This window comes from Labrys sp. E2SS-1L (assembly GCF_057073705.1).
On sequence record NZ_CP172712.1, the window covers coordinates 1,512,892 to 1,530,540 of the forward strand.

The 17,649-nt window shown below is 64.7% G+C and carries 20 protein-coding genes and 1 tRNA gene; 8 read left to right on the forward strand and 13 right to left on the reverse strand.

Going from position 1 to position 17,649, the window contains the following annotated elements; translation table 11 throughout:
- Positions 1–16 precede the first annotated feature (16 nt).
- Positions 17–574, forward strand: a complete 558-nt coding sequence (locus ACIGJE_RS06865) for a DUF924 family protein (RefSeq protein WP_415083262.1) — start codon at positions 17–19, stop codon at positions 572–574.
- A 124-nt stretch (positions 575–698) separates the two neighbouring features.
- Here the strand turns inward: ACIGJE_RS06865 and ACIGJE_RS06870 are convergent, their stop codons facing one another.
- Positions 699–2,042, reverse strand: a complete 1,344-nt coding sequence (locus ACIGJE_RS06870; RefSeq protein ID WP_483679612.1) for a cobyrinic acid a,c-diamide synthase CobB — start codon at positions 2,040–2,042, stop codon at positions 699–701.
- Positions 2,043–2,255: 213 nt separating this feature from the next.
- On the opposite strand from ACIGJE_RS06870, the gene ACIGJE_RS06875 reads away from it, so the two are divergent.
- On the forward strand, positions 2,256–2,684 hold the full coding sequence (locus ACIGJE_RS06875; protein ID WP_068293755.1) for an Hsp20 family protein: 429 nt from the start codon (positions 2,256–2,258) through the stop codon (positions 2,682–2,684).
- A 47-nt stretch (positions 2,685–2,731) separates the two neighbouring features.
- Positions 2,732–2,989: a BQ00720 family protein gene (locus ACIGJE_RS06880; RefSeq protein WP_311943662.1), complete on the forward strand. Its 258-nt coding sequence runs from the start codon at positions 2,732–2,734 to the stop codon at positions 2,987–2,989.
- A 188-nt stretch (positions 2,990–3,177) separates the two neighbouring features.
- Here ACIGJE_RS06880 and ACIGJE_RS06885 read toward each other — a convergent pair whose 3' ends face one another.
- The 5 genes from ACIGJE_RS06885 to ACIGJE_RS06905 all read right to left on the reverse strand — a co-directional run bounded on the left by ACIGJE_RS06885 (position 3,178) and on the right by ACIGJE_RS06905 (position 6,801).
- Positions 3,178–4,074 carry a DUF937 domain-containing protein gene (locus ACIGJE_RS06885; protein WP_483679614.1) on the reverse strand — a complete coding sequence of 299 codons (897 nt, stop codon included), beginning with the start codon at positions 4,072–4,074 and terminating at the stop codon, positions 3,178–3,180.
- Positions 4,075–4,345: 271 nt separating this feature from the next.
- Positions 4,346–5,128 carry a L,D-transpeptidase gene (locus ACIGJE_RS06890; protein WP_367625542.1) on the reverse strand — a complete coding sequence of 261 codons (783 nt, stop codon included), beginning with the start codon at positions 5,126–5,128 and terminating at the stop codon, positions 4,346–4,348.
- Positions 5,129–5,322: 194 nt separating this feature from the next.
- Complete coding sequence (locus ACIGJE_RS06895; RefSeq protein WP_311943668.1) at positions 5,323–6,054, reverse strand: DUF2459 domain-containing protein; 732 nt, start codon at positions 6,052–6,054, stop codon at positions 5,323–5,325.
- Between the two features lie 170 nt (positions 6,055–6,224).
- Positions 6,225–6,446 (reverse strand): hypothetical protein, encoded by a 222-nt coding sequence (locus ACIGJE_RS06900; RefSeq protein WP_311943670.1) that lies wholly within the window; start codon positions 6,444–6,446, stop codon positions 6,225–6,227.
- 109 nt (positions 6,447–6,555) lie between these two features.
- Complete coding sequence (locus tag ACIGJE_RS06905) at positions 6,556–6,801, reverse strand: hypothetical protein (RefSeq protein WP_394314187.1); 246 nt, start codon at positions 6,799–6,801, stop codon at positions 6,556–6,558.
- Positions 6,802–7,130: 329 nt separating this feature from the next.
- On the opposite strand from ACIGJE_RS06905, the gene ACIGJE_RS06910 reads away from it, so the two are divergent.
- A complete protein-coding gene (locus ACIGJE_RS06910; protein ID WP_146126940.1) occupies positions 7,131–7,409 on the forward strand; it encodes a hypothetical protein in 279 nt (92 codons plus the stop codon).
- Between the two features lie 238 nt (positions 7,410–7,647).
- On the opposite strand, the gene ACIGJE_RS06915 is transcribed toward ACIGJE_RS06910, so the two are convergent.
- A tRNA-Leu gene (locus ACIGJE_RS06915) sits at positions 7,648–7,732 on the reverse strand.
- Between the two features lie 153 nt (positions 7,733–7,885).
- Between ACIGJE_RS06915 and ACIGJE_RS06920 the strand changes: the two genes are divergently transcribed.
- Positions 7,886–8,449 carry an NUDIX domain-containing protein gene (locus ACIGJE_RS06920; RefSeq protein ID WP_437178692.1) on the forward strand — a complete coding sequence of 188 codons (564 nt, stop codon included), beginning with the start codon at positions 7,886–7,888 and terminating at the stop codon, positions 8,447–8,449.
- A gap of 184 nt (positions 8,450–8,633) precedes the next feature.
- Here the strand turns inward: ACIGJE_RS06920 and trpA are convergent, their stop codons facing one another.
- Genes trpA through ACIGJE_RS06935 form a run of 3 tightly spaced genes read right to left on the reverse strand, consistent with a single transcriptional unit; the run spans position 8,634 to position 11,396 of the window.
- Complete coding sequence (gene trpA, locus ACIGJE_RS06925; RefSeq protein ID WP_311943677.1) at positions 8,634–9,461, reverse strand: tryptophan synthase subunit alpha; 828 nt, start codon at positions 9,459–9,461, stop codon at positions 8,634–8,636.
- A 48-nt stretch (positions 9,462–9,509) separates the two neighbouring features.
- Positions 9,510–10,727: a tryptophan synthase subunit beta gene (gene trpB, locus ACIGJE_RS06930; RefSeq protein ID WP_311943679.1), complete on the reverse strand. Its 1,218-nt coding sequence runs from the start codon at positions 10,725–10,727 to the stop codon at positions 9,510–9,512.
- Between the two features lie 15 nt (positions 10,728–10,742).
- Positions 10,743–11,396, reverse strand: coding sequence for a phosphoribosylanthranilate isomerase (locus ACIGJE_RS06935; RefSeq protein ID WP_483679618.1), 654 nt, complete (start codon positions 11,394–11,396; stop codon positions 10,743–10,745).
- A gap of 72 nt (positions 11,397–11,468) precedes the next feature.
- On the opposite strand from ACIGJE_RS06935, the gene ACIGJE_RS06940 reads away from it, so the two are divergent.
- Both ACIGJE_RS06940 and ACIGJE_RS06945 read left to right on the forward strand, forming a co-directional pair.
- A complete protein-coding gene (locus ACIGJE_RS06940) occupies positions 11,469–11,936 on the forward strand; it encodes a hypothetical protein (protein WP_483679619.1) in 468 nt (155 codons plus the stop codon).
- A 287-nt stretch (positions 11,937–12,223) separates the two neighbouring features.
- Entirely contained in the window at positions 12,224–12,892 is a 669-nt protein-coding gene (locus ACIGJE_RS06945) for a M15 family metallopeptidase (protein ID WP_483679621.1), read from the forward strand.
- A 160-nt stretch (positions 12,893–13,052) separates the two neighbouring features.
- Here ACIGJE_RS06945 and ACIGJE_RS06950 read toward each other — a convergent pair whose 3' ends face one another.
- The 3 genes from ACIGJE_RS06950 to ACIGJE_RS06960 all read right to left on the reverse strand — a co-directional run bounded on the left by ACIGJE_RS06950 (position 13,053) and on the right by ACIGJE_RS06960 (position 16,818).
- Positions 13,053–13,976: an SMP-30/gluconolactonase/LRE family protein gene (locus tag ACIGJE_RS06950; protein ID WP_311943687.1), complete on the reverse strand. Its 924-nt coding sequence runs from the start codon at positions 13,974–13,976 to the stop codon at positions 13,053–13,055.
- Positions 13,977–14,222: 246 nt separating this feature from the next.
- The gene (locus ACIGJE_RS06955; protein ID WP_376717763.1) at positions 14,223–15,317 is read right to left on the reverse strand and encodes a polyamine ABC transporter substrate-binding protein; all 1,095 of its coding nucleotides are present in this window, start codon (positions 15,315–15,317) and stop codon (positions 14,223–14,225) included.
- 157 nt (positions 15,318–15,474) lie between these two features.
- Positions 15,475–16,818, reverse strand: coding sequence for a glutamine synthetase family protein (locus ACIGJE_RS06960; protein WP_311943688.1), 1,344 nt, complete (start codon positions 16,816–16,818; stop codon positions 15,475–15,477).
- A gap of 122 nt (positions 16,819–16,940) precedes the next feature.
- On the opposite strand from ACIGJE_RS06960, the gene ACIGJE_RS06965 reads away from it, so the two are divergent.
- Positions 16,941–17,648, forward strand: coding sequence for a GntR family transcriptional regulator (locus ACIGJE_RS06965; RefSeq protein ID WP_311943690.1), 708 nt, complete (start codon positions 16,941–16,943; stop codon positions 17,646–17,648).
- The last annotated feature ends 1 nt before the right edge of the window (position 17,649 follow it).

Below are 17,649 nucleotides of genomic sequence, written 5' to 3' on the forward strand. Positions count from 1 at the left end.
TCAGCGCAAGGAGAACATGGTCATGGTCGATTCGGTTCCACCTTCCGCGAGCGCCGTCGTCGATTTCTGGGTCGCGGCGGGTCCCGAACGCTGGTTCGAGAAGGATGAAGGGTTCGATCGCGATTTTCGCACGCGCTTCCTCACCCTGCATCAGGCTGCCATGCGTGGCGAACTCGCGGACTGGGAGGCGAGGGCGCCCGGTGCGCTCGCGCTGGTGCTGCTGCTCGACCAGTTTCCGCGCAATGCCTTTCGCGATACGCCGGCGATGTATGCCGGCGATCCCCAGGCACGACAGGTTGCAGCCGCGGCTCTGGCTCATGGTCATGACCGCCGCATCGCGCCGGAGCTGCGTATCTTCTTCTATCTGCCCTTCATGCATTCGGAGGAGCTTGCCGACCAGGAGCGCTGCCTCGCTCTGTGCCGGACGCTGGAAGGCGACTATCTGAAGTATGCCGAGGAGCATCGCGACATCATCGCCCGCTTCGGCCGCTTTCCCCATCGCAATGATATTCTTGGCCGCATCTGCACGCCGGAAGAGCGCCGTTTTCTCGACGAGGGCGGCTTTGCGGGCTGAGGCCCTCCGTCATTGCGAGCGCAGCGAAGCAATCCAGTCCTGGTAAAACACATGGCTCCCGGATTGCTTCGCTGCGCTCGCAATGACGCAAGCCCGGCGTCTCCGCCAAATTGCACCTGTAGTGTTAGGCCCTGTCGATCACGTGGAAGAACGAGCCGGTGACCCGGCCGCGATGGCTGCCGAGGGCACCCAGCGAGGTGCCGTTGGCGTCGCTGACCTCGAAGAGGGGCGGATCGGCCGAGCGCAGGGTGGTCGAGTAATGAAACTCATGGCCGCGGACGAAGCTGCCTTTCCGGCCGAGCGGGCAATCCTGCTTCAGTTCGGCGAGGCGATAGCCCAGATTCATCTTGCGCTTGGCGAAGCTGGTTTCGAGGTCGAGCAGGCCGGTCATGCGGTGGGCCGTGCCTTCCGCATCCGTCAGGACCTGGCCGAGCACCATGTAGCCCCCGCATTCGCCATGCACGGGATGGGTCTGCGCGAACTGGCGCAGGGCTCGCTGGAAACGGGTGGCGGTGGCGAGCCGCGCGCCGTGGAGTTCGGGATAGCCGCCCGGCAGCCAGGCGATATCGGCATCCTCCGCCGGCCCCTCATCGGCCAGCGGCGAGAAGGGGATGATCTCTGCGCCCTGGCGGCGCCAGCCGGCGATCAGATGCGGATAGACGAAGGAGAAGGCGGCGTCGCGGGCCAGCGCGATGCGCTGGCCGGGCGGGCGTAAGCCCGCATCCTTGATATCGGCCGGCGGAAGACCTGCCTGGTCCAGCCCCGTCGGCAGTTTGGTCGGCCCGGCGAGGGACCGGATGGCCTCGATGCTGCAATGGGCCTCGACGAAATCCGCCAAAGCTTCCAGCCGCTGGTCGAGTTCGGCGGTCTCGTCGGCCTGGACCAGGCCGAGATGGCGTTCAGGCAGCACGAGGTCGGCATTGCGGGGCAGGACGCCGACCACGGGCAGGCCGGCCTCCTCGATGCCCTTGCGTGCCAAAGCCTCGTGCCGGGAGCTGGCGACCTTGTTGAGCACCACGCCGGCAATGCGCACATCGGGGCGGAAACTGGCAAAGCCCTTGGCGACGGCACCGGCAGACTGGGACTGGCCGGAAATGTCGAGAATCAGCAGCACTGGCCAGCCCTGCCGCGCCGCGAGGCCGGACGAGGAGCCGTCCCCGCTGGCACCGTCGCTGACAACGCCGTCGAACAGCCCCATCAGCGCCTCGCCGATGAAGAGCTCGGCATCGCTGCCGGCCTGGTGGATCAGGCTGTCGAGGAGGGCCGGGCGCATCGCCCAGCTGTCGAGATTGTAGCTCACCCGCGCGGCGGCCGCGGCATGAAAGCCGGGATCGATATAGTCGGGGCCGCATTTCATCGGCTGTACGGCAATGCCGCTGCGGGCGAGGGCGCGCAGCAGGCCGAGCACCAGAGTGGTCTTGCCGGAGCCGGAGCGGGGCGCGGCAATGAGAAGGCCGGGAGGGATCATATGCCGTTCCTGCCTCGCCCGGGAGCGGCGCGCAAGAGCGTTTCCACCAAAACACGTTTGCCCCGGAGGGCTTGGCCCGGAAATCCTCACTGCATTCCCGAGCCCCTCTTGAAACCCCCTTGCGCTTGCCCATATTGAGATTGTTCCGGAGTTGCCGGAACGGGGATGCCGTCAGGGTCCCACTCCAAAGTCGCTTCCTGCGAGGGCTTTGCAATGTCGCGCGTACCAACCTTGAACTCGCCCTTCCTGCTCGGTTTCGATGAGATCGAACGAGCACTGGACAGGGTCGCCAAAGCCGCCAATGACGGCTATCCGCCCTATAATATCGAGCGGGTCGGTTCCTGTGATCGACCACCCGAGCGGTTGAGAATCACCCTCGCCGTCGCTGGCTTCAGCCGCGAGGAGCTTGACGTCTCGATCGAGGAAAACCAGCTCGTCATCCGCGGGCGCCAGGTGGACGACAAATCCCGCGTCTTCCTGCATCGCGGCATCGCAGCCCGCCAGTTCCAGCGCACTTTCCTCCTCGCCGATGGCATGGAGGTGATGGGTGCGGATTTGAAGAACGGGCTGCTTTCCGTCGATCTGATCCGCCCGGAGCCCGAGCGCGTCGCCAAGCGCATCGACATCGCGGTGCGGGACTGACGAACCGCTTGCTTTTTTCCATTGTATTCAACGTTCAGGAGGGTCCCATGATCCGGAACGATAAGACTGCTGTGCCTACTCCCGAGATGCTGGCCGCCCTGGGCGCCGGGCATGTCGCCTATGTCAAGCCGATCATGTCGGAGGATGCCATGCGGCTCTATCCGCAGCTCGGCGAAATCCGTCCCGGCTTGAAGCTGTTCACCCTCAATGCCGCCGACGGCACGCCGATCATGATCGCCGACTCGGCCGAGGGCGCGGTGGCCAATGCCTGGGAACAGGAACTGGTGCCGGTTTCCCTGCACTGAGCAGCTCACGAGAAGTGCATCCGCCAGGAGCGGATCCAGGGCGGCGAAGCGCAAGCTTCGTCGCCTTTCTTGTGTCGAGGCCAACCGGCGAAGCGCAAGCTTCGTCGCCTTTCTTGTGTCGAGGCCAACCGGCGAAGCGCGGGCTTCGTCGCCTTCTCTATCGAGATATGCCCCGGCTTCGTCGCTCTTCAGGCGAGCGGGGGTGATGCGGCGGGCATCTCGATCTGGCCGGTGGTGGCCGGTGCGCTCGCCTGAGGGCGCTTGTAGAGGAAGTACCAGGCGAGGGCGCCGACGACCAGGATGGCGATGATGAGATAGAGCCAGGTCATGCTGCCGCTCGATTGCGGTGGCGGCGGGGGAGCGGCCTGGTGCTGGACCTGAGGGCTGGGAGACGGTTTGGTGTCGAGTGTCGAGCGGCTGGCTGGTGCTGCCGTTTCGCCGGATCCGAGGGTCGACGTGCCCGCCCGAGGTCCCGGTGCGGCCGAACCCAGCGTGGATTGCGGCGGCGTGGTCCGGAAGGCGCCGCTGACCGCCGTGTCCAGGCCTTGCAGAAAGCCGCTATCGGCAAGTCCCGCCGCGAGGCTGGCCGGGAGTGCCGCCGTGATCGCCTGTTTCTCGCCCGCAAAGAGCGTGGCCACCGCATTGCCGTCCGCCCAATTCTCCGGCGATTGGTTGCCGAGGGCGCCGACGACGGCCGGGCCGACAAGACCGAGCACGGAAGCGGCGGCCTGCGGTGGGGCGCCGGTGGCCTGGCCGAGGACATTGGCCAGCTGGTTGACGCCTTCGGCGCCGAGCAGGGAGGTCAGCACGTTGCCGCCGCTGGCCAAGGCATTGGCATCGCCGCTGGTCACGCCGGCAGACAGCGTGTCGAACAGGCCCGGATCCTGGCTGGAGATCAGATCGGAAATGCCCTTGGCCCCGTCGGGAGAAGAGGCCTCGCTGGCGAAGGCCCCGAGCACGGAGGGAATCGCGGCGCCGACCAGTTTTCCGGCCAGGGCCGGGTCGATGCCGATGATTGCAGCGGCGCGCTCGATGAGATCGGGGGTGATCAATTGGGAGACGAGGCTGGGAAGATTGATGGCCATTTCATTCCTCGTGTCAGAAAATTTATGGATACCTTAGTACCCAATCGTCTCCGTTGCAAAATTCAATGGCGTGGGGCCGGCTGTTCTTGCCGCCCGCCAAGTGCCCGGCAGAATGACGTTTCGCGAAGATTCAAATTCCTTTACGGAATAGGAAGGATTTGAATTTCGTATGTCGCGCCGAACCTCGTTTTGAGGATTGCCGCTTGGCTGATCGCCCGGCCAGGCGGTGCGCCATCATGGCCGAGCGAAGATTATCCTGCTCTTCGAGCGGTCAGGCCGAGCGGCTGGCACCTACCGGCAGCACGATCACCTTGGTGCCGACGGGAACGCGCTTGTAGAGATCGATGATGTCCTGGTTGGTCAGCCGGATGCAGCCGGACGAGACCTTGGTGCCGATGGCGGATGGGTTGGTGGTCCCATGCAGGCGATACAGCGTGTCGCGGCCGCCGCTATAGAGATAGAGCGCGCGGGCGCCCAGCGGGTTGCTGGGGCCGCCGGCCATGCCGGACCGATAGCGGCCATATTGCTTGGGATTGCGGGCGATCATGGTGGGGGTCGGGGTCCAGCGCGGCCAGGTGGCCTTGCGCGCGATGATCGCCTCGCCCTGGAAATTGTACTCCGCGACCTTGCCGACGCCGACCCCGTAGCGCAGCGCCTTGCCGTTGCCCTGGATCAGATAGAGGAAACGCTTGTTGGGGTCGACGACGATGGTGCCGGTCTTTTCCGATGATTGATAGGAAACCTCGCGGCGCCAGAAACGGGGTGCCACGCTGGCCAGATCCACGGCCTTGATCGGGTAGGCGCCATCCCTGGAGCCGGCATAGAGGGCGGCATAATGGGGGTCGAGCGCCTCGGCCGTTTCCGGTGTGGCGGCGGGGGCGTTCCGGGCCTCCTCGGGCTTGACGATGGGCAGGGCGGCGAGCTGTGCGCTCGCGCCCGCCTGCGGGGCAACGGCCGGGGTTGCCAGAGAGGTGTCGATCTTCGCGCTCGTCGTGACGCAGCTTGCAAGCATCAGCGGCAAGGCCAGAAGGATAATGCTTCGTGCCAGTATCATTTTAGTCCAGGTATGTGCTGTTTTTATTCGTCCGCGCCTGCCGGAGCTCGGAAGCTGCGGCGGCGTCTCGGTGAGACTGGGGCGTAGGCAGCCATTGCGGCAGGATTGTGCGCCCGTGGCGAGCTTGTCGGCGGCGGATGCAAAAGCGCCCGAGGGTGTGTTCTTCCGGCAACAAGATTGTCGTACCGCTTGCTCTAGCTGGTTCGGCCTTCCCCGAGGGGCCAGGTGACGCTGAAGCTGAAAGGCGCGAAGCGGGCATGGGGCAGGCCGGCGGCTGCGAGGGCCTCGGCCACCCATTGGTTGCAGGTGTTGAACGGTCCGTAGCGCCCCCTGGCGAGATAGAAGGCTTCGAGCCCCGTGCCGCCGGGGCGCTGCTGGGCCTTGCCGGCGGTGTCCGGCTGCAGGCTCGCGCGAATATGGGCGATCAGGGCCTGCCGGCCTTCCCTGTCAACCGCAAGCGGCAGGCAGTCGGGATTGGCGACCGGCGGATTGAGGGCGACCACCCTGAGGGCGGTGTCGTGCCGGCCGGCAAGGGCCGCCAGGGCCGTCGATATCCTGGTGTCGGCCCAAGTCGGCGTGTCCTGGAAAAAGACGAGGTCGCCCCAACCGAAGGCCAGATAGGCCTCGCTGGGCAGGTCGGGGGGCGTGACGGCCGGAAACAGTCCCGCCCAATCGACCAGCGCGTCCCGGCTCGGCATCACGATGTCGGTATGGGCGAGGGAGGCGCACAGATAGAGGGGCGGCTCGCTGTCGGCCTGCTGGGCTCGCCCAGGCGCGGGCAGGAGTGCGAAGCCGATGGCGACAAGCAAGAAGCCGAGAAGGGCGAGGAACGGCAGGGCGGCGAGTGCGGACAGGAGGCGCAGGCTCTGCGAGAGCCGCGTGCGCCTCATCGTTCCGGCCACAACCCCGCTGGCGGGATCAGGCATGCTGCGAAGACGCCTGCAAGGCTCCCCCCATGATGGTCGAACGCTTTTTCGCGATTCGAGATGATTCCGCCGAATCGCAAAACGCCTCGTGCGCGCAAACCAACTGAACCGGTTCGATCATAAGGCTCGGATGGGAGAAAGACGAGGGCCGTCGCGAGACGGAGGTGTTCTCAGGCCTTGTCGGTCAGGCCGCGGTAGACCTTGGCTGGCCAGGTCAGGGCATCGGGAAGCGCTCGGGCGATGCTGCTGGCAAAATCGGAGGCCGAGCCGCTGCTCCACTGCCCTTGGACCACAGGGGCCAGTTGGACGCCCACCCCGATCAGATAGACGATGATCAACAAGGATAGAATGGCACGCATGGTGAGCTCTCCCCAGACGGCCACACCCGACATGGCCCTGCATTCGGCCGGAGTGTCGCGGAACTTCGTGGCGGCAGCGTGATCGCCGGCACAATCCCGTAACGCAGCGGTTTGCGGGGACGGACCTTGTCGAGGCCGTCGTTCAATCGGGCCCTCGGCCGTTGCGCTCGGCCTCAATTGCCTTCAGGCGATCATGCACGCGCACCATGGCCTTGCGGACGGCGAGCTTGGCCTTCAGGGCAGCGATACCGCTCGTCGCGCAATTCGGAGAAGCAAAGTCGAGACAGGGAATGCCACGCTCCAGCCGCTCGGCGGAGAGAACACCGCAATCCTCGAACAACAGGCACGGCTCCTGGCCGCTGCTCGGACCGGTCAGATGCATTCCCATCGTTACTCTCCCCTGGTTCTGTTTGTAAGCTAACAATCTCCCAGGGGCGTGATAGGGGCGTGACCGGGCTTTTCGGGACCTGCCGTCGCAGGCCTTGCGCAAAGCCGTCTGTCCCGGAGATAATCGCGAGCCTTGTAACGTGGCGGTCACACGCGATAAGCCAGTGCTCTCCAGAGCAAAACGCGTTTAGACGGAAACGCTTGTTTGCTCTCACTCTTTGGTTCGATGCGTTTTGCGATTCTTGGCGTCACCGCTAAATCGCAAGACGCTCTGGCGCGCGGCTGAACGCAATTTGCCAGGCCTGCAACATCGCGACGGGGCTGCGGTATATGGCATTTCGACCCTTGGACTATGACGAGCACCCGACCGTTCTCGCGGCCGAGTATCAGCGTATCAAGGCGAGCCTGTCCGACAACGAGGCGATGCTGCTCGCCTGCCTCACCAATGTGCTGAACGAATTGCCGGATTGGCTGGACGGGGACTATGCCGCCGGCAGCGCGCTCGACCATGCCAACACGGCGATCGAGGCGATGCTGCGGGGCTCCGGCTTGCTGCCGATTCCCCCTGAAGCCCGCGAACGGGCCGAGAGGCTGCGCGACGACAGCTGAAACCCGAGACGATAGCTGAAACCTGGAGCAAAGCGCGTTCAAGCGTGAACGCTTATTTGCTCCCACTCTTTGTTTCCAAGCCAATCCAAAGGATTGGCTAAGGCGTTTTGCGATTCTTGGTGATTCCACCAAATCGCAGAACGCCTTAGGGCCCAGGCGTGAGCGATGCTCTGCGTCTCGAGGCCCCGAAATGCAAAAGGCCCGACGGGTCGTTAGCCACGTCGAGCCTTTCCGAAATTGGTGCCCAGAAGAGGACTCGAACCTCCACACCTTGCAGTACACGGACCTGAACCGTGCGCGTCTACCAATTCCGCCATCTGGGCGCGGGGGTCTTCTAGGGGGGCGGAGAGCCGATGTCAACGCCCATTTGCAGTTCTTACGACAGCTTGATGAAACCGCCGCAAAACCGGCGTTCTGCCTTGCGTTTGACACCTTGCTGGGCTTGTCTGCGGCGGAGTTCGAATGGAGTGAATGCCTTGGCCGCAGCGATTCTCGACGAGGCCCTGCTTTATGACGGCTGGAACCGCCTGCTGATGGTCAAGGCCCGCACGCCCGGCGGCGCGGTGATTCACCGCAGCGTCGAGGATCACGGCGATGCGGTGACGGTTCTGCCCTTCGATCCCGAGCGCCGGCTGGCGTTGCTGGTGCGCCAGTTGCGCGTTGCGATTCTCAAGGGACATGGCGTGGAGGCCTCGCTCGAGGCACCGGCCGGTATCCTGGACGAGGACGATCCGGCCGATTGCGCCCGGCGCGAGGCGATGGAGGAGGCAGGGCTGGAACTGAAGGCCCTGGTCCCGCTCGGGGCGGCCTTCGTGATGCCGGGCATCTCGACCGAGAAGATGCACATGTTCCTGGCCGAATATGCGGCGGCGAGCCGCGTGGGCGCCGGCGGCGGCCTGGCGGAGGAGAACGAAGAGATCGAAGTGGTCGAGATCGGGCTGAAGGATCTAGCCGCCATGGCCGACCGCGGCGAGCTTTCCGATCTCAAGACCTACGCCCTGGTGCAGACGCTCCGGCTGAAGCGGCCGGAGCTGTTTTAAAGGATGATCGCGCGGGTCCCATCCCTTCTCCCCTTGCGGGAGAAGGTGGCACGAAGTGCCGGATGAGGGGTTTCTCGACATTTCCGAGAGGGCGCGCGACCCCTCATCTCCCTGCCGGGACCTCTAGTCAACTCAAGAGAGTTGACGACACCCGCAAGGGGAGAAGGGCATAGGTATGCGGGCCTTACTTCTTGACGCTGCGGGCGCCCTTGGCGATGTCGCCGACCAGCGCCAGCACGGCCGGCACCGTCTTCTCCGTCGCCTTGTTGTCGGCATCGAGGCTGCTGCGTACCGCTTCCACCAGGGCGGAACCCACTACCACGCCGTCGGCGCCCTCGGCGATGGCCCGGGCGTGCTCGGCGGTCTTGACGCCGAAGCCGACGCAGACCGGCAGGTCGGTGTGCTGCTTGATGCGGCCGACGGCGCCGGCCACCACGCCGAAATCGGGCGTGGCCGAGCCGGTGATACCGGTGATCGAGACATAATAGACGAAGCCCGAGGTGTTCTGCAGCACCTTGGGCAGGCGTTTGTCGTCGGTGGTCGGCGTCGCCAGGCGGATGAAGGCGATGCCGGCCTTCAGCGCCGGCAGGCAGAGCTCGTCATCCTCTTCCGGCGGCAGATCGACCACGATCAGGCCGTCGACCCCGGCGGCCTTGGCATCGACCAGGAAGCGTTCGACGCCATAGATGTAGATCGGGTTGAAATAGCCCATCAAGATGATCGGCGTGGCATCGTCGCTTTTGCGGAATTCGCGGATGACGCCGAGCGTCTTGGTCAGCGTCATGCCGGCCTTGAGGGCCCGCAGGCCCGCAGCCTGGATCGCCGGGCCGTCGGCCATCGGATCGGTGAAGGGCATGCCGAATTCGATGATGTCGGCGCCGGCAGCCGGCAGGCCGGCAAGGATCTTGGCGGAAGTCTCGATATCGGGATCGCCGGCGGTGACGAAGGTCACCAGGGCGGCGCGCTTTTCGGCGGCCAGGGCGGCGAAGCGGGCGGTGAGGCGGCTGGTCATGGTGTCACAGGCTCGGAGCAGGGGGCGGCAGGATGGGATGGCGCGAGGTCATAGCGACGTTCCCAAAATCTCGGCAACCTGCGGTACGTCCTTGTCGCCGCGGCCGGAGAGGCTGACCACCATCAGGTGATCCTTGGGCCGCTTCGGTGCGAGCTCGGCCACCCGCGCGAGGGCGTGGGCCGATTCGAGCGCGGGAATGATGCCCTCCAGGCGCGACAGCAGCTGGAAGGCGTCGAGCGCCTCCTGGTCCGTCGCGGACATGTAGGTGGCGCGGCCGACCTCGTGCAGCCAGGAATGTTCCGGCCCGATGCCGGGGTAGTCGAGGCCGGCGGAGATGGAATGGGCTTCCTCGATCTGGCCGTCGGCATCCATCAGAAGATAGGTGCGGTTGCCGTGCAGCACGCCGGGGCGGCCGCCGGCGATCGAGGCGGCGTGCAGGCTGGTGAGGCCGTGCCCGGCCGCTTCCACCCCGATGATCTCGACGGAGGGATCGTCAAGGAAGGGATGGAACAGGCCCATGGCGTTGGAACCACCGCCGATGCAGGCGATCACGCTGTCGGGCAGGCGCCCTTCGGCCTCCATCATCTGCTCGCGGGTCTCGCGGCCGATGATCGACTGGAAGTCGCGCACCATGCCCGGATAGGGATGGGGGCCGGCCACGGTGCCGATGCAGTAGAAGGTGTCGTGCACATTGGTGACCCAGTCGCGCAGCGCCTCGTTCATGGCGTCCTTGAGCGTCTTGGAGCCGGACTGCACCGGAATGACCTCGGCGCCGAGCATCTTCATGCGGAAGACATTGGGCGCCTGGCGCTCGACGTCGACGGCGCCCATATAGACCACGCATTTCAGGCCGAAGCGGGCGCAGAGCGTGGCGGTGGCGACGCCGTGCTGGCCGGCGCCGGTCTCGGCGATGATGCGTGGCTTGCCCATGCGACGCGCCAGCATGATCTGGCCGAGCACATTGTTGACCTTGTGCGAGCCGGTGTGGTTCAGCTCTTCACGCTTGAGATAGATCTTGGCGCCGCCGAAATGCTCGGTCAGCCTTTCGGCGAAATAGAGCGGCGAGGGCCGGCCGACATAGGTGGACAGGTGCCCCGCCATCTCCTTGTGGAAGGCCGGGTCTGCCTTGGCCTGCTTGTAGGCCTCTTCCAGCGACAGGATCAGCGGCATCAGCGTCTCGGCGACGAAGCGCCCGCCGAACTGCCCGAAATGACCGCGCTCATCGGGTCCGTTGCGGAAGGAATTGAGCTTGGGGGTCTCGGTCATCGTTGCGGCCTGTTGTCAGCGGGATGACGTGAAGGAGGCGCGCGCCCTCTCCACGAAAGCCCTGATCTTGTCGGGGTTCTTCACGCCGGGCCGGTCTTCGACGCCCGACGAGACGTCGACCCCGTCGGGGGTGCTGATGCGGATGGCTTCGGCAACATTGGCGGGATCGAGCCCGCCCGATAGCATGAAGGGCAGGGTGCGGTCGAGATGCTTGAGCAGCGTCCAGTCGAATGTCACGCCGTTGCCGCCGGGATGGGCGGCGTCCTTCGGGGGCTTGGCGTCGAGCAGCAGCCAGTCGGCCACGCCGCGATAGGCGGCTGCCCCTTCGAGATCGGCGGCGCTTGAGACACCGATCGCCTTCAGGACCGGCAGGCCGTAGCGGGCCTTGACGGCCGCTACACGCTCGGGACTTTCCTTGCCATGCAGCTGCAGCCCGTCGGGGGCGAGGGCGGCGACGATGGCGTCGAGCCTGGCATCGTCGGCATCGACGGAGAGGGCGGTCTTGCGGGCGCGGCCCGCGACCTGCGCACCCAGCTGGGCCGCCAGATCATAGCCGATATGGCGGGGCGATTTCTCAAAGAACACGAAGCCGACCATGTCGGCGCCGGCGGCCAGAGCCGCTTCCAGCGTGTCGGGGGTGGAGAGACCGCAGATCTTGATCAATGCCATAATGGCGTCGAGATAGTTGCATCCGGCGCGCATTGCCAGTGAAATCAGGATGGAGCAGGGGAGAGAGTGCGAATGTTCCCGAAAGGGCGGTTCGTCGGCGGGGTCGCGGTGATGGCTGGGCTGGTGGTGATGGCGGGGCCGGCCGAGGCGTCGCTGTGCTATGCCCGCGACTACGATACCGCCCATCTGGTCAAGCATGTCGACCAGCGCGTGACCCGTATCACCGTGCGTCTCCTGGCCGACAATGGCTCGGGCATCGGTGTCGGCCTGTGGTTCCGGGGCGACAAGCGCCAATGGTGGGCGGGCGGCGGCTGCCGTCAGCAGGGAGCCGTGTTCGCCTGCACCCTGGACGGTGACGGCGGTAAGGTCACCGCCACGGAGAATGCCAAGGGCATCCGACTCGACGTTCCCGCTGCGGGCATGCAGGTGGAGCATCCCGATGCGCAGGGCAATGCCAGCTTCCAGGCCGTCGACGGGCCGGAACACCGGGTCTTCCTGCTCTGGCCGGCGCCGGAGGCCGCATGCGAGCCGCAGAATTGACGGGTGATCCATGCAACGGTTTCGGTCGGGGCGGGCGAGGCGCAACTAGCCTTCTCCACGAAGTGGGGAAGGTGTCACGACGCAGTCGTGACGGATGGGGTGCGGTGGGCAATGCGACGCCATTAGTGGCTTGGCAGGGCGGTGGTGCAATCTCGGCTTGGCATACGCGCTGCCCGCCACACCCCACCCGACCTCGCTTCGCTCGGCCACCCTCCCCAACTTCGTTGGAGAGGGCTGGTCGCGTCACATTCCGAAGGTTCTATGCCAAGACGCTGGTGCTGGCAGTGATGGCTGCCACATTGGTCTTTGTGACTACCCCCGCTCACGCCGCCGACCTGCCGCCCGGCTTCGTCCGCCTGGCCGAGGTCGCGCCCGGTATCCGGCAGGACATGCGCTATGCCGGTTCGCACAATTTCGTCGGCCGGCCTGTCGCGGGCTATGCAAGCCCGGCCTGCTGGCTCAAGCGCGAGGCGGCGCAGGCCCTGGCCGCGACGGCCCGCGACCTCGAAAAGCGCCGCTGGCGGCTCGTCGTCTACGATTGCTACCGGCCCAAGCGCGCCGTTGCCGATTTCCTGGCCTGGGCCAGGGATGCCGCGGACCTGCGGACCAAGGCCGAATTCTATCCGCGCACGCCCAAGTCGAGACTGTTCGCGCTCGGCTATGTCGCCCGCGCCTCCTCCCATTCGAAGGGGATCGCCGTCGATGTCGCGGCAGAACAGGTCGATGCGGCCGGGCAGGTCACGCCGCTCGATTTCGGCGGTGGCTTCGACCTGTTCGACGAGACGTCCTGGACCGCGAGCAAGGCGGTGTCGGCTGAGGCCGCCGCCAATCGCAAGGCCCTCGTCGCCGTCTTCGCCGCGAATGGCCTTGCCAATTATGCGCGGGAATGGTGGCATTTCAGCCTGCCCGGCGCCACGAAGGCGCCGGCCTATGATGTGGTGATCAGGGAACCCTGAGGGCGATGTGGCCCATGCAAGCATGCCCAGACTTCGTCATTGCCGGGCTTGACCCGGCAATCCAGAAACGAACGGGGTTTGCACTCTCGGCTCCTGAGTAGCCGGGTCAAGCCCGGCTATGACAAAGCGGAGGGGTTTCTCCTCAAGAGATCAGAATGCGCTATTTCTTCGGGCGCTTGGCGCCCTGGGTGTTCAGATACACCGCATAGAGCGACGTGGTGCCGCAAATATAGAGACGGTTGCGCTTGGGGCCGCCGAATTCGACATTGGCGACGACTTCGGGGATGAGCACCTTGCCGATCAGCGTGCCGTCGGGAGCGTAGCAGATCACGCCTTCGCCGGACGAGGTCCAGACATTGCCGTGGATGTCGACGCGCAGGCCGTCGAACAGGCCAGCCGGTGAGGTGGCGAAAACCTTGCCGCCCGAGAGCGTGATGCCGTCCTCGCCGACGTCGAAGACGCGGATATGGCGCGGGCCGTCCTCGACATGGGTGGCGCCGGTGTCGACGATGTAGAGCCTGGATTCATCGGGGGAGAAGGCAAGGCCGTTGGGCTTGACGAAATCGGTGGCCACGGCCGTGAGCTTCCCGCCGCGCGGGGGGATGCGATAGACATAGGAGGCGCCGATTTCTGAGGGCGCCGCGTCGCCCTCATATTCGGAATCGATGCCATAGGTCGGGTCGGTGAACCAGATCGAGCCGTCCGACTTCACCACCGCGTCATTGGGCGAGTTCAGGCGCTTGCCTTCATATTTGTCGGCCAGGATGGTGCGGCTGCCGTCATGCTCGATGCGGCTGACGCAGCGCCCGCGATGCTCGCAGGCGATCAGGCGGCCCTCGCGGTCGACGGTGTGGCCGTTCTGGTTGCGGCTGTCATGGTCGTAGACCGAGACCGAGCCGTCGGTCTCGTCATAGCGCATCAGCCGGTTGTTCGGGATATCCGACCAGATCAGATATTTGCCGGCCGGAAAATAGGCCGGACCCTCCGCCCAGCGCGTGCCGGTATAGAGCTTATCGAGCTGGGAATTGCCGAAGATGAGCGCCTTGAAGCGCGGATCGACGACCACGAATTCCTTGGGGAGCATGTCGGTTCCTCGTTGTTTCATACCAAGCCTCGAGAATGCATCGGCATTTTCGAGGCTTGGTATTGGTTGGCCGCATGGAACGACAATTGCCCGGCAAAATCAATTCATCGGACAAAAGAAAACGGCGCGGAAACCGCGCCGTGGAGTGGATATTTTTCGGAGCGCGGACATCTTGTCCGCCCTTGGGAGCGCCGAACTTGACGGTGAAGCAAGAGGCGGACTGGAAGTCCGCGCTCCAAGACGCCCTCACTGGCCCGTCTTGACCCGGGTCCAGGTGCGGGTGACCAGCGTCTGCACCTTGGCCGCGTAGGGCTGCACGGTATAGGTCTTGGCCAGCATGTCGTCGTTGAGATAGATCTGCGGATTGTCCGTGATCGCCTTGTCGACCAAGGGCTTGGCCGCCAGCACGCCCGAGGCGAACTTGGTGGCATCGGCATTCTTGGCCGCGACATCGGGACGGATCATGTAGTTGATGAAGGCATGAGCCGCATCGACATGCTTGGCGTCCTTGGGAATGGCCATGGTGTCCATCGACATCAGCGTGCCTTCCTGGGGAACGACATAATCGACCTTCACGCCGTTCTTGGCTTCCTCGGCACGCGCCTTGGCCTGATAGGTGTCGCCGGCCCAGCCGATGGCGAGGCAGATGTCGCCATTGGCGAGCGCGTTGATATATTCGGACGAGTGGAACTTCTTCACATAGGGGCGGACGCCCTCGAGCAGCTTGCCGGCGGCCTCGATGTCCTTCTTGTCGGTCGAGCCCGGTTCCTTGCCGAGATATTTCAGGGCGGCGGTGAGGACGTCCTCAGGGCTGTCGAGGAAATAGACGCCGCAATCCTTGAACTTGGCGAGGTTCTCGGGCTTGAACACCACGTCCCAGCTGTTCATCGGTTTGTCGCCGTACACGGCCTTGGCCTTGTCGACATTATAGGCGATGCCGGTGGTGAACCAGGTGTAATCGACGAGATACTCATTTCCAGGATCGTAGACCGCAAGATTTTCCATGATCTTGGGCCACAATTCCTTGTAGTTCGACAATTTGGACTTGTCTATTTTCTGGAATACGCCTGCCTTGATCTGGCGCGATGCGAAGGTCGCGGAGGGGAAGACGACGTCATAGCCGGAATTGCCGGCGAACAATTTGGTTTCCAGCACTTCGTTGGAATCCATGGTGTCGTAGACCACCTTGATTCCGGTTTCCTTGGTGAAATCTTCGAGCACGGTCGGGCCAATGTAATCCGACCAGTTATAGACGTTGACGACCTTGTCCTCGGCCATGGCCTGGCCCGCGAGTAACGCCACGGCCGTGGCCGCGAGAGCCAGTTTCTTGAAGGCTGACATCGGGAACACCTCCTCTGGGTGAGCGCCGCGCATTCCCGGACGCGACGCTGGCGTGCGAAAGCTAGAACCCCTGCTGAACTTGCTCAAGCCTTCCGAAGGGTTTTTGGTGACGTTTTATATAGCAAGTCCGTTACCGGTCAGGAGTGGGGCTGCGAAACTACAGATAGGTTTCATATTCCAGGCTCGAGATGCGGCGCTCGAACTCGGCGCATTCGAGTTCCTTCATCACCGCATAGACTTCGGCGAAGTGTTCGCCGAAATGCCGGCGGGCGAACTCCGAGGCCCGGAACAGGGCGACGGCCTCCTGCATCGAGCCCGACAGCCTGGGAGCGCCGAGATCATAGGCATTGCCGATGATCGGTTCGGGGGCCGGCATCTTCTTCTCCATGCCTTCATGCATGGCGGCCAGGATGGCGGCGAGGACGAGATAGGGATTGGCGTCGGCGCCGGCGATGCGGTGCTCGATGCGGGTGGCGGCCGGGCTGCCATTGGGGATGCGCACCGCCACCGAGCGGTTGTCGTAGCCCCAGGTCAGCGAAACCGGCGCATAGGAGCCCGGCATCAGGCGGCGGAAGCCATTATAGCTCGACACGAACAGCAGCGCCGTCTCGGGCATATGGGTCAGCATGCCGCCGACGGCATGGCGCAGGGTGTCGGCGCCGGTATCCGGTTTGGCGAAGACATTGGCACCCTCGGCATCGAGGAGGCTGGCATGGATGTGCATGCCCGAGCCGGCAGTGTCGAGATAGGGCTTGGGCATGAAGCTGGCGACGAGGCCGTGCTTGCGTGCCACGCCCTGGATCATGCGGCGCAGCAGCACGGCATCGTCGGCCGCCGCCATGGCATCGTCGCGATGGTAGAGATTGATCTCGAACTGGCCGGGGGCGGCCTCCGAAATCACCGAATCGGCCGGCAGGCCCTGGATCTTGGCGGCCTCGCGCATCTCCTGGATCACCGGCGCGAAGGTGTCGAGATCGGAGATCGAATACATGTTCTGGCGAGCGGGCCCCGTATCGCGGTGGAATACCGTCTTGGGCGTCTCGCCCGGCTTGCTGCCGCCTTGCAGCAGATAGAATTCGAGCTCGAAGGCCACCACGGGCTTGAGGCCGAGGGCGGTGAGCTTGTCGAGCTGGGCCTTGAGGATATGGCGCGGATCGAGCATCCAGGGCCGGCCATCCGGCAGATACATCGAGATCAGCGCCTGCATGGCGGGCTGGGAGGACCAGGGCACCGGCTTGAGCGTACCAGGAACCAGGCGGCACAGGCCGTCCTTGTCGCCGGTCTCGATATGAATGCCGGTTTCCTCGACCTCGCGTCCCCAGACGTCGAGGCCGAACATGGATTGCGGCATCGCCACCCCGTCCTTGAGGACCTTGTCGATCGCCGAGCCGGGCAGCCATTTGCCGCGGAGAATGCCGTTGGTGTCGGGAAGCAGCACTTCGATGACGTCGACTTGCGGGGCCGAAGACAAGCCAGCCGCGTCGCCGGCGAGTTTGTTCACGCCGTGCGTTTGGAATCCCATGGTACACCGGGGTTGTGAATGCGTCGTATCTTGACGCATCCTTCATCTGCACTAATTGTGATCACAAATTTGTGCGGTGTCAAATGGAGTCCGTTTTGCCCATGCCGAGTTCGCCAAAGCCGCGTTCGCCCAAGTCGCGTTCGCTCAAGTCGAGCAGCAGCGAGCCCGCCAGCAAACTGGCACCCGTGCATGACAAGGTCTATGCGGCGATCCGCAGTGGCCTGGTCGGCGGGCAGTTCGTCCCAGGCAGGGCCGTGACCCTGCGGGGGCTGGCCGAGATGCTCGGCGTCAGTCCGATGCCCGTCCGGGCCGCGGTGACGCGATTGGTCACCGAGGGCGCCCTGACCCTGACCGCGACGCGCCGGGTCAGCGTTCCCCTGATGACGCCGGCCCGCTTCGAGGAACTGGTACGCGTGCGCATGCTGCTGGAAGGGGAGGCGGCCGAAAGGGCGCTACCCGCCATCGACGCCGAACGCCTCGCCGCCATCCGGATGCATGACGACGAGGTCGAGCGTTGCCTCGCCGAAGACGATGCCGAGGGCTATATGCGGGCCAACCATGCCTTCCATTTCGCCATCTACACGGCGGTGCCTTCGTCGGTGCTGTTGCCGCTGATCGAGACGCTCTGGCTGCAATTCGGCCCGTTCATGCGCCTTGTCTATGAGGACCTCGACATGAGCGGCCTCGTCGACCAGCATCATCGCGCCATCACCGCCATCGAGCGGGGCGACGCCAAGGGGCTGCGCGATGCCATCGAGGCCGATATCGGCGACGGCATGCGCATCATCGGCAAGATGGCGCTGGGCTGAG